We start from the raw sequence: 12,094 nt of genomic DNA on the forward strand, positions 1-12,094 counted from the left end.
TAGCCTGCTAAAAATTTGTGTATACTGCATAAAAATTGAGCACTTCTTCCAAATAAAAAAGAAAGTGAGTTTTTTTATGAATACTATACCAAATTTATTACTTCCTTATTCTCTTCATCATGAAAGTAAAAATGCTGTTTGGCAACTAAGTACATTGTTTTTAGAACATATACCATTTCATCATGAACGACTTATTTTCTGCTGTATTGGAAGTGACCGTTGTACAGGTGATACCCTGGGGCCATTAACAGGTAGTTTTCTAAAAAAATCTGTTAGTTTTCCATATGATGTTGTAGGTTCTTTAGAGGAACCTTTACATGCTCTTAATTTAGACGCTACAATCCAACAGCTACACAATCATACTACAAAACCTTTTATTATTGCGATTGATGCCTGTCTTGGTAGTGAACAAAATGTTGGGCATATTTCTGTACAGAGTGGACCTATTTTCCCTGGTAAGGCTGTTAAAAAGCAATTACCTCCAATTGGTGACATTTCGGTTAAAGGAATCGTCAATATTGGAGGCTTTATGGAGATGCTTGTTTTACAAAATACAAGACTTCATATTTCTTATGCGATGGCTGAAAAACTTTCCAGAGCGCTATTACTCGCTGCACATCGTTTCTCACTGAAAAGTATAGAAGATAGCGACCATAATGCCGACAACGACGATACCTGGCAACAAGTTAGCAGCCTTGATCTTGGTTAAGCCTGCAATATTTAAACCAATGGCTAAAATCATGACACCACCTACAGCAGTCATCTCGGTTATAAACATTTGTAACGCTTCATCTGGTATAAAGGAGCTAATAACACCTGCGAAAAGTGCAATTATTCCTTGATATAGAAAAACAGGCACTGCAGATAAAAGTACACCTATGCCTAATGTGGATGCTAAGATAATCGAAGTAAATCCATCGATTAAACCTTTCGTAATGAGTACATTATGATCATTGCGCAGGCCACTATCTAGGGCACCTATAACAGCCATAGAACCAACTACAAAAATCAATGATGCCGTTACAAAGCCCTCTGCAATACTAATTTGATTATTATCGGTACGTTTTTTGCTAAATAAAGATTCAACCCATTGCCCTAGTCGATTCATTTGCTTATCTAAATCTAACCATTCACCAATAACAGTACCTACTACTAAACTTACCACCATTATAATAAAGTTATCACTTTCAAAGCCCATTTTAATCCCTAAAAGTGCAACTGCTAAGCCAATGATTGATAATACGGTAGACTTCATTGATTCAGGGATATTTTTAAAAATTCTTCCCACGATTGAGCCTGCTATTATTAATAGTGCATTTATTAGAGCTCCAAATAAAACCACATTTCAGCCTTCCTTCTCTCTAGAAAAATAGAGAGCGCCTTATAGCTCGGCGCTCTGATTTAGTTATAGAAATTTAGCATTACTCATCTTGTAAATTTAATATTTCTAAAATACGTTCTAAATCATCCTCAGAGTAAAATTCAATTTCTATTTTCCCTTTATTATTAGCCTTCTTAATTTGGACATTTGTTCCAAAATAATCTCGTAGTTGTGTTTCCTTAGCTACAACAAATATATCCTTTTTCTTTGGCTGAATTGTTTCACGTGAAACTTCTTCATTTATTGTTTGTACTAGCATTTCTACCTGACGTACATTTAAGCCTTGTTTAATGACCTTATTTGCAACCTCAGGAATCCTTCTTTTATTTTTCAATCCTAGTAATGCTCGTCCCTGCCCCATTGATAGAGTACCATCGTTCATTAACGTGCGAACGTCCTCTGGTAGTGCTAGTAAACGAACATGGTTGGCTATATGTGGTCTGCTCTTCCCTAATCGCTTGGATAACTCCTCCTGTGTTAAATGTAAGTTTTCCATTAAACTTTGGTAAGCTTCAGCCTCTTCAATAACTGTTAAATCTTCACGTTGTAAATTTTCTAAAATAGCTAGCTCCATCATTTGTACATCTGTAAATTCTTTTATAATAGCCGGAATAACCTCTAAATCTGCTAATTGAGCGGCACGATAACGACGTTCCCCAGCAACAATTTCATATTTACGCCCTTTTTTACGTACTGCAATAGGCTGTAGAATGCCATGTTCCTGTATAGAGTCTGCTAATTCTTGTAACGTTTCTTCATCAAAAATTTTACGAGGCTGAAATGGATTTGCAACGATTAACTCTAATTGAATTTCTTCTACTTGCCCACTTTGTTCTAAAGACTCTCCAGGAAATAATGCACCAATGCCTTTTCCTAAACCTTTAGCCATTTTTAATCACTTCCCTCGCCATCTCTAGATAAACTTCTGCACCTCTTGATTTTGCGTCATAAATAATAATTGGCTGCCCATGACTTGGAGCCTCACTTAATCGCACATTTCGAGGAATAATTGTTCTATATACTTTATCTTGGAAATATTTTTTTACTTCATCAATTACTTGTAAGCCTAAGTTTGTTCGTGCATCAAGCATCGTTAACAGTACACCATCAATGTAAAGTTGTTGATTTAAATGCTTCTGCACTAAACGAACCGTAGACAATAGCTGACTAAGCCCTTCTAATGCATAATATTCACATTGAACTGGAATAATTAATGCATCGGATGCCGTTAAAGCATTAATAGTTAAAAGCCCTAAAGACGGTGGACAATCAATAATGATATAATCATAGGCTTCTTTCACATTTTGAAGTGCGTGCTTTAAACGTACTTCTCTTGATATAGTTGAAACTAATTCGATCTCCGCTCCAGCCAGTGAAATCGTTGCTGGAACTATAGATAAGTTTTCTACATTTGTTTCTTGAATGACATTTTCAACATTTTCATCATCAATTAAGACATCATAAATACAGCCTTGAAGTTCTCCTTTATTGACACCTAATCCACTCGTTGTATTGCCCTGTGGATCAGCATCAATTAATAGCACTTTCTTTCCTAAATATGCTAGACAAGCGCTCAAATTGACCGATGTCGTTGTTTTACCTACGCCACCCTTTTGATTGGCGATTGCTATAATTCTACCCATTTAAAAGCACCTGCTTTCATCTATCAAAGCTCACTTTGACAAATCATTTGTAAAATCACTACTCCATACCGCTATCTAATTCTCATTCTATCAAAAAAACAGAAAAGAGTTGTATAAAATATTAAGAATATATACAAAAAAGGAGGCATCTCAGATAAATTTCTGAAATGCCTCCTCTAAACAGAGGGATAAAAGTTAATTTGCTTCATTCAACTGAACACTCCCACCTCTACAGGTAGTGAGATGAAAGTGGTGTTGGTTCCTTTTCAGTGGATGTCCAAACACCTACTGAAATAGCGGAACTTAGTCTAAGAACGCGACATCCTGTGGCAATTTATCTGTGCGAAAGCGAAGCGACAGCAACACACGACTGAGTGACCAACATCATGTTGCTGCCGCTCCGTTAGCACTCCGCTTTCGCACAAAAAACATCTGTTGGCCTAAAGCCTCCGGTGGATGTCACGGATTTTCAAAGGAATGAATTGTGCGGGCACAATTCAAAATCCAGACGCAATTACGCCAAGGCGAAATTGATTATTTTTCTAAAATAATATTAACTCTAAGATTTTTTCTTTTTAGGTATTTTCACTGTAATTTGATAATATTCCTCTGTGTCTTCTTCCTCGGTCTTAACCGTTATCCCACTTTTGGTTACCATTGATAGCGATTGTTTAATCGTATTCAATGCAATACGGACATCTTTACTAATTGCCTTACGTTTTGGTCTCGCCTTCTTTGGTGCATCTTCTTCTTGATCTGCTGTCTCTGGGTGCAATAATAGATGGATGTGCTCTTCTAGCTGACGAACATTCCAATCATTTTCAATTATCTGTTGTAAAATCTCTAGTTGTAATGGTTGATCTTTAATTGCAATTAATGCACGTGCATGTCGTTCAGATATTTTACGCTTCAAAATTGCTTGCTGCACTTCATCAGGCAGCTTTAATAAACGTAATTTATTAGCTACAGTGGATTGTCCTTTTCCAAGTCGCTGGGCCAGAGCTTCCTGTGTTAGCTCATGAAGCTCTAATAATTTTTGATAGGCTACAGCTTCTTCAATCGCCGTTAACTCCTCACGCTGTAAGTTCTCTATTAATGCAATAGATGCTGTTTCCTTATCAGTTAAATTACGTACAATAGCAGGGACTTCTGTCCATTGTAGCTTTTTCATCGCTCGATAACGACGTTCTCCAGCAATGATTTCATATTGATTTTCTGATGTTTTACGTACAACAATTGGCTGAATCACACCATGTGTATGAATGGTTCTTGATAATTCTTCAATTTTTTCATCATCAAAAATAGTACGTGGCTGAAAACGGTTAGGTACAATTTGATCAATCGGCAATTTTATGACTTCTTCTGCTGCATGAACCGCCTCTGCTTGTTCTACTTCATTTTTCACACTAGGCTCTGTTTTACTTCCGCCTCCAAAAAAACGTGAAAAAGGACTTTTCATCCAAGTGGCACCACCTTTAAGTAACTATCTTGCTCTGTGTCATTCTATTATTATTTATTATATTTCCTAAAATGTATATAGTTCATAGATGTCATTTGCGTGAACCATCCATAACTAGTATGTATGCTCAAAATAGAAAAAATATTTTCTACTTTGAGAAGTTTCACATGAAACACTAATTATTGAATTGGTGTTTTATTTGGTACACCTGGTTTACGCGGATATTTTTTCGGTGTTCCTTTTATTTTATCAAAGATATATAAAATACGGTCACTTTCTTCAACTGGTAAATGGAAAGAAAATTCTTCTTTTAATGAAACGCCTAATGTAGTCAATGCTTTTTTAGCATCTTTTAATTCTTCTGCACCTGCTGCTGCTTTTAAGGCAACAAAATATCCACCTTGTTTTGCTAATGGTACACATAGCTCTGATAATACCGCTAATCGGGCTACTGCACGAGCTGTTACAATATCAAATTGCTCACGATATTTTGGATTTTGACCAAACTCTTCTGCTCGAGCATGTACAAAATGCATATTCTCTAATTGCAACTCATCACTAAGATGATTTAAAAATGTAATTCTTTTATTTAAAGAATCTACAATAGTGATGTGTAAATGTGGGTAGCAGATCTTAATTGGGATACTTGGGAAACCAGCCCCTGCTCCTACATCACAAACTGTTGTCACGGTTGAAAAATCAAAATAGAAGGATGCACTAATGGAATCATAAAAATGCTTTAAATAAACACCCTCTAAATCAGTAATAGCCGTTAGGTTCATTTTTTCATTCCACTCAACAAGGAGTTGAAAGTACTTTTTAAATTGAGTGATTTGATGATCGGAGAGCTCTATCCCCTTTTTCTTTAAAGCCTCAATAAATTGTTGTTCGTTCATGTAAAGTCTCCTTTAGATATGGCCAGTAAGCGTATCTAAGCTATGCTAAATAGCCTGAAAAATAGGAAGCGGGCACAAACGTATGCCCGCCCCTTATTCACTTTACTGTTCTTGATGATTAGCTACTTACTTTCGCGATTTTACCTTGTTCAATATAAACAAGTAGAATGGAAATATCAGCTGGATTCACACCAGAAATACGAGAGGCCTGTGCAATAGAAAGTGGTGTAACTTGTTTTAATTTTTGACGCGCCTCTGTTGCTAAACCTGAAATAGCATCATAATCAATATTATCCGGGATTTTTTTAGTTTCCATTTTATGAAGCTTTTCCACTTGTTGCAATGCTTTTTCGATATAACCTTCATATTTAAGCTGAATCTCGATTTGTTCCTTTACTTCTTCCGAAAACTCAACATCTGCAGGAATAAGTGAAGAAATTAATTGATAATGCATCTCTGGGCGTTTTAATAAATCCGCTCCACGAATACCATCTTTCAGTTCACTACCGCCTACTGAACGAATAACAGCCTGTGTAGCTTCATTTGGTTTAATAATAATTTCACGAAGACGTGCTATTTCTTTTTCAATCAGCTCTTTTTTCTCATTGAATTGTGCATATCTCTCTTCTGCAACCATACCCATTTTATACCCTAGCTCTACTAAACGTAAATCAGCATTATCGTGGCGAAGTAGTAAACGGTATTCAGCACGAGATGTTAGTAAGCGATACGGTTCATTTGTACCTTTTGTTACAAGGTCATCGATTAATACACCAATATAAGCATCTGAGCGACTTAAAATGAGCTCTTCTTTTCCAAGTGAGTTTGCCGCAGCATTCATCCCTGCCATTAAGCCTTGTGCAGCCGCTTCCTCATAACCAGATGTTCCGTTAATTTGACCAGCTGTATATAGCCCTTTAATGCGTTTTGTTTCTAATGTTGGCCATAACTGTGTAGGCACAATCGCATCATATTCAATGGCATAGCCAGCACGCATCATTTCTGCCTTTTCTAAACCAGGAATTGATTTTAGTAAGCGGGATTGTACATGCTCAGGTAAACTTGTTGATAAACCTTGAACATAGACTTCACGTGTGTTGCGACCTTCTGGCTCTAGGAAAATCTGATGGCGTGGCTTGTCATTAAAGCGAACAACCTTGTCTTCAATAGATGGGCAATATCGTGGTCCCGTTCCTTTAATCATCCCAGAGTACATCGGGGATAGATGTAAGTTCGCCTCAATAATTTCGTGCGTTTCAGGACTTGTATATGTTAACCAGCAAGGAAGCTGATCCATGATAAATTCAGTCGTTTCAAAGCTGAATGCACGTGGAACATCATCTCCTGGTTGAATTTCCGTTTTGTCGTAATCAATTGTACGGCTGTTCACACGTGGTGGAGTTCCCGTTTTAAAGCGAACAAGATCAAAACCAAGCTCTTTTAAATTATCGGCTAATCGTATAGAAGGCTGTTGGTTATTAGGACCACTTGAATATTTAACATCTCCAATAATGATCTCACCACGAAGGAATGTTCCTGTTGTAACAACAACTGTATTAGCACGATAAACGGCGCCTATTTGTGTAATGACACCTTTTACTTCCCCATCCTCAATAATTAGTTCATCCACCATTCCTTGATGGATAGTTAAATTTGCAGTTTCCTCCAACACACGTTTCATTTCTTGTTGGTATAAAACTTTGTCTGCCTGTGCTCGTAAAGCCCATACTGCAGGGCCTTTCCCTGTATTTAACATACGCATTTGAATATGGGTTTTATCAATGACTTTTCCCATAGCTCCGCCTAAAGCGTCAATTTCTCGTACTACAATACCTTTTGCAGGACCACCTATTGATGGATTACATGGCATAAACGCAATCATATCTAAATTGATCGTCAGCATCAGTGTGTTAGCACCCATTTTGGCAGCAGCGTGAGCAGCTTCTGAGCCTGCATGACCTGCGCCAATGACGATAACATCAAACGTGCCTGCCTCATATTTTGTTGGCATAGCTCGTATCTTCCTTTCTTTCGTAAATTTATTTTCCTAAGCAGAACTGTGAAAATAGCTGATTTATAAGGCTTTCCTGTACAGTGTCACCTATAATTTCACCAAGTATTTCCCACGTTCTTGTTACATCTATTTGCACCATATCCACAGGTACACCTGCCTGGGCTGCAGCTAATGCATCCTCAACCGTTGCTTGTGCTTGATGCAATAATGCAATGTGTCTTGCATTTGAAACATATGTTAAATCGCCCGCTTCGATTTGTCCTTCAAAGAATAGCGCTGCAATTGCTTCCTCTAATTCAGTGATACCTTCCTCCTGTAAAAGAGACGTTGTCACAATACGATGACTGCCTGCTAACTCTTTTACGCGAGCTATATCAATTTTCTGTGGTAAATCTGTTTTATTGATAATAACGATATAATCCATTGCCTCAATTGTTTCGAATAGGCGTTCATCCTCGGCAGTCAGTTCATCAGCATAATTTAATACAAACAATATTAAATCTGCTCCACGTAAAGCTTCACGAGAGCGTTCTACTCCAATTCGTTCTACAATATCCTCTGTTTCTCGAATTCCAGCTGTATCCACTAAACGAAGTGGTACTCCACGTACATTGACGTACTCTTCTATAATATCACGAGTTGTCCCTGCAATATCTGTCACAATAGCCTTATTCTCTTGGACTAAACTATTTAAAAGAGAAGACTTACCGACATTTGGGCGACCTAAAATAACAGTAGATAAACCTTCACGTAATATTTTCCCTTGAGAGGATGTTTGCAGAAGTTTCATAATTTCATTACGTACCCACGTACATTTTTCAACCAATACAGGTACTGTCATCTCTTCTACATCATCATACTCAGGATAATCTATATTAACTTCTACTTGTGCTAATGTCTCTAGTAATGCTTGACGTAAATCACCTATTAAACGCGACAATTTTCCATCCATTTGACCTAAAGCCACATTCATCGCTCTGTCTGTCTTGGCTCTTATTAAATCCATTACCGCTTCAGCTTGTGATAAATCTATACGTCCATTTAAAAATGCTCGTTTTGTAAATTCACCTGGCTCTGCTAGTCTTGCTCCATTTGTTAACACTAATTTCAATACTCTATTTACAGATACTAGCCCACCATGACAATTGATTTCTACTACATCCTCACGCGTGAATGTTTTTGGTCCACGCATTAATGACAGCATTACTTCCTCTACTACCTCATTTGTTTTAGGATCGACTAAATGCCCATAATGAATCGTATGTGAAGCCTTCGTTTTTAAGCTTTTTCCACCAGGCGATCTGAATATTTTATCTGCAATTGCCACTGCTTCATCTCCACTTAAACGGACGATGGCTATGGCTCCCTCACCCATTGGTGTGGATATCGCAGCAATTGTATCAAACTCCATTTAATGACCTCCTCAACGTTATCCACATGTGGATAATTAAAACCGACCAAAACTTACTAACACCTTAGACTAACATATTTTCAACAAAATCTAAAGTAAGGATATTTTCCAATTGTGGATAAATCAATAGTGATTAAAAAAAGCCATTTTATCGTTAAGATAAAATGGCTCATGTTTTGTCTGTATGTTTTTTACGAAGTTTAACCGTTCTTTACAGGTTCAATTACTAAATAACGGTTTGGCTCCGTTCCTTCTGAGTATGTTTCAATATCAAGGCGATTTGCCAATTGATTATGAATAATTTTTCTTTCGTATGACTGCATCGGCTCAAATGCTACACGTTGATTTAGGCGAAGCGCTTTATCTGCCATACGGTCTGCTAGTAACTCTAACGCCTCTTGACGACGTTCACGATAGTTTTCAACATCTAATTTCACCATTAAGAATTGCTTAGCACTTTTATTTAATACAAGTTGTGTCAATTGCTGTAGAGAATTTAATGTTTGTCCACGCTTCCCTATAAGCAGTGCAGCTTTCTCACATTTTAGCTGAAATAATACATATTTTCCTTCCCGTGTCGTTTCAATGTCAAGATCATGGATATCCAATTGCCTAGCAATATTTACTAAGTAGGCTTTTGCCTCATCAATAGGATTAACTGAGGCTTCTTCCTCTTCAGGGTCTTCTTTGACTTGTTGAACTGCTTCGATTTCACTTGGTTGTTCAGAAACTTGTGAACTTATTGTTTCAACATCATCTATTATCTGTTCGTTCAATTGAGTCAGATTTTGCTGTTCAGCCTTTTCTGTCTCAACTATTGGAATCTGTACTTCCTTTACTGTCACACGTACCTGTGCAGAACGTGCCCCAAAACCTAAAAATCCTTTTTTACCTTCTTGTAAAACTTCAACATCTACTTGTTCACGGGTTTTGCCAAGTTTCTGTAACGCTAATGAGATCGCTTCTTGTGTTGTTGCGCCTATTTGCGTAAGTTGTTTCACTTTTTAGCCCCTCCATTTTGAGCAGGTTGTGTTTTATCTTTATTCCAAGGTTTATAAATAAACAGGTTTTGAATAATCGAGATAATATTACCGATTATCCAGTATAGCGGTAATGCTGCTGGTAATGCCATACCGAAAGCAATAATCATAAATGGCATAATATACATCATCATTTTCATTTGAGGGTTGTCCATCGCTGGACCCGTACGTAATACAATAAATTGCATTAAACCTGCAGTAATTGCTAAAGCTGGTGCAGGATCTGCTAATGGGAAGATAAAGAAATTCCCTAAATCAAAAGTTGATGTAGCATTCATACGGCTAATCGCATGATAGAAACCAATTAAAATTGGCATTTGAATGATTGCTGGTAAACATCCGGCAATTGGATTTACACCTGACTCACTCATTAGCTTCATCATTTCTTGCTGATATTGCTGCTGTGTTTGTGCATCCTTAGAAGCATACTTCTTTTGCAGTTCCTTCAATTTTGGCTGAATTTCTTGCATCTTTTTAGAGCTCTTCGTTTGTTTAATCATCAATGGTAGAATCGCTAAACGAATGATAATCGTTACAGCAATAATTCCCAATGCATACGTACCGAGCAGATCAGCAAAGTATTTTATCGCTGATACCAACGGCCAAACAATGAATTCATTCCAGAAGCCAGTGCTATCTTTGGAAATTGGTTCATTGAATTCTGTACAACCAGAAAGCAGTAATGCTACTGTTACTAGCGACAAAATTACCCAAAGTTGTTTCTTCAACCTTCTTCCCCCTACAAATACTATTCACTTTTTCTAAATCTATATTCGTGCTACTCTATTCATTTTTTTGTTTTTTGCTGAATAAAGTTATCAGTTATTTTATCATGTCTATCACGTTTCACTCTACTAAATATTCTAACAATATACGCTTATTTACTTAAGTACTGTTACTAATTCTTCATATATTGCTGTGAAACCTTATTATCAAATACCCCTATGCGTATTCTCCCGCTTTATTTTACAAAAGAAATACTTCAAAAAATAAGGCGCTTTTTCCACTTTGGTTACCATCTGTATTACGTTTTCTTCAATACCTTTGCGATTCGTAGTACATGCTGCAAACTTTGTTTCACATCATGAAAATCCATAGTGGCCGCCGGTTGTCTGGCGATAATAACATAGTCTATATTCGGCTTAAGCTCGTCCTTTAACTCATGAATACTTTGTCGAATATAGCGTTTAATCTGGTTGCGGGTAACTGCATTCCCAAGCTTCTTGCTTACTGATAAACCTATACGAAATTCAGTTTGTCCCTCTTTCATCAGAAAATAAACGACAAACTGACGATTAGCGAAAGATTTACCATTTTTAAACACCTTTTGAAAATCCTCATTCTTCTTTACTCGTTGGCGTTTTTTCATTACTTTCACCTGCTAATAAATAATATCTTTTGATCCTCATTTCTAGCTTTACTAAAAATAAAGAAAAAAAAGACCACTGATGTGGCTCAGTGGACTTATTTTATGCTGATAAAACTTTTCTTCCTTTACGACGACGAGCAGCAAGAACTTTACGACCGTTTTTCGTGCTCATACGCGCGCGGAAACCGTGAACTTTACTGTGCTTACGTTTTTTTGGTTGGTAAGTACGTTTCATTTATATAGACACCTCCTGAATGAAAGTTGAATTTTTCAACATACAGACCTGAATATTATATAAAGCATCTAGTTGTTTTGTCAATGAATTTCACAAATTTCTTTCGTCAAACGAGTTTACATCTCGCATCTACTATTTTTACGCCAGTTTATTTGCTGCTTTTTGTTCAATGAGACTTTCTCAATATGTTAGCTTTGCTATTTTAGTCTTCATACCCTATATCTGCCTCTTACATAAAAATAATTATCCACAGGGGGCTTGTTTTTTTTACACAGAGTTGTGTATAGTATTTTTTGCATGTTTTTTTATCCACAACATTTATCTACAGCTTTTTCACATAAACAGAGGCTGTGGACAACTCATAAGTGCATAAATGAATGGTATGTGGATAAGTTTCGTAAACTATTGAAATAGCTTTGTTTTTCTGATACGATTACTGTGCTTCACTTTGTTGAAAACTAAAATTGACTTTTATTTTATCCACAACTGTTGATATGCTGTGGATAATTTTTATCACAGCCTTTGGTTAACTTTTATCCACAGCTTGTTAGTTTGTGGATGAAGTGTAAAATGAACGTATTTTCCCTTTTATAAATGCACTATTTTTTTGTTGTAAATGTATTGAACTGTAAAGGAGATTAGCAGC

Annotated in this window: 12 protein-coding genes; 1 reads left to right on the forward strand and 11 read right to left on the reverse strand. The window is 36.7% G+C overall.

The features are described from left to right. The first annotated feature begins 76 nt into the window (after nt 1–76). Nucleotides 77–709 (forward strand): spore protease YyaC, encoded by a 633-nt coding sequence (gene yyaC, locus QNH24_RS26120; RefSeq protein WP_283870199.1) that lies wholly within the window; start codon nt 77–79, stop codon nt 707–709. Here yyaC and QNH24_RS26125 read toward each other — a convergent pair. The 11 genes from QNH24_RS26125 to rpmH all read right to left on the reverse strand — a co-directional run bounded on the left by QNH24_RS26125 (nt 626) and on the right by rpmH (nt 11,448). After that, nucleotides 626–1,342 (reverse strand): DUF554 domain-containing protein, encoded by a 717-nt coding sequence (locus tag QNH24_RS26125; RefSeq protein WP_283870200.1) that lies wholly within the window; start codon nt 1,340–1,342, stop codon nt 626–628. The genes yyaC and QNH24_RS26125 overlap by 84 nt on opposite strands. A gap of 79 nt (nt 1,343–1,421) precedes the next feature. Further along, nucleotides 1,422–2,270, reverse strand: a complete 849-nt coding sequence (locus QNH24_RS26130; RefSeq protein WP_283870201.1) for a ParB/RepB/Spo0J family partition protein — start codon at nt 2,268–2,270, stop codon at nt 1,422–1,424. Beyond that, nucleotides 2,263–3,024 (reverse strand): ParA family protein, encoded by a 762-nt coding sequence (locus tag QNH24_RS26135; RefSeq protein ID WP_283870202.1) that lies wholly within the window; start codon nt 3,022–3,024, stop codon nt 2,263–2,265. Before QNH24_RS26135 ends, QNH24_RS26130 begins: the two co-directional genes overlap by 8 nt. A gap of 559 nt (nt 3,025–3,583) precedes the next feature. Continuing rightward, nucleotides 3,584–4,483, reverse strand: coding sequence for a nucleoid occlusion protein (gene noc, locus QNH24_RS26140; RefSeq protein ID WP_283870203.1), 900 nt, complete (start codon nt 4,481–4,483; stop codon nt 3,584–3,586). Nucleotides 4,484–4,662: 179 nt separating this feature from the next. Further along, complete coding sequence (rsmG, locus tag QNH24_RS26145; protein ID WP_283870204.1) at nt 4,663–5,379, reverse strand: 16S rRNA (guanine(527)-N(7))-methyltransferase RsmG; 717 nt, start codon at nt 5,377–5,379, stop codon at nt 4,663–4,665. Between the two features lie 118 nt (nt 5,380–5,497). Then, nucleotides 5,498–7,390, reverse strand: a complete 1,893-nt coding sequence (gene mnmG, locus QNH24_RS26150) for a tRNA uridine-5-carboxymethylaminomethyl(34) synthesis enzyme MnmG (RefSeq protein WP_283870205.1) — start codon at nt 7,388–7,390, stop codon at nt 5,498–5,500. A gap of 28 nt (nt 7,391–7,418) precedes the next feature. Then, a complete protein-coding gene (gene mnmE / locus QNH24_RS26155; protein ID WP_283870206.1) occupies nt 7,419–8,804 on the reverse strand; it encodes a tRNA uridine-5-carboxymethylaminomethyl(34) synthesis GTPase MnmE in 1,386 nt (461 codons plus the stop codon). A 200-nt stretch (nt 8,805–9,004) separates the two neighbouring features. Further along, entirely contained in the window at nt 9,005–9,805 is an 801-nt protein-coding gene (jag, locus tag QNH24_RS26160; RefSeq protein WP_283870207.1) for an RNA-binding cell elongation regulator Jag/EloR, read from the reverse strand. Then, entirely contained in the window at nt 9,802–10,572 is a 771-nt protein-coding gene (gene yidC / locus QNH24_RS26165) for a membrane protein insertase YidC (RefSeq protein WP_283870208.1), read from the reverse strand. Before yidC ends, jag begins: the two co-directional genes overlap by 4 nt. Nucleotides 10,573–10,868: 296 nt before the next feature. Beyond that, a complete protein-coding gene (gene rnpA / locus QNH24_RS26170; RefSeq protein WP_283870209.1) occupies nt 10,869–11,213 on the reverse strand; it encodes a ribonuclease P protein component in 345 nt (114 codons plus the stop codon). A 100-nt stretch (nt 11,214–11,313) separates the two neighbouring features. Continuing rightward, nucleotides 11,314–11,448, reverse strand: coding sequence for a 50S ribosomal protein L34 (gene rpmH / locus QNH24_RS26175; RefSeq protein WP_004233310.1), 135 nt, complete (start codon nt 11,446–11,448; stop codon nt 11,314–11,316). Nucleotides 11,449–12,094 lie beyond the last annotated feature (646 nt).

Source organism: Lysinibacillus pakistanensis (genome assembly GCF_030123245.1).
In the GTDB taxonomy this organism is placed as follows: Bacteria; Bacillota; Bacilli; order Bacillales_A; family Planococcaceae; genus Lysinibacillus; species Lysinibacillus pakistanensis.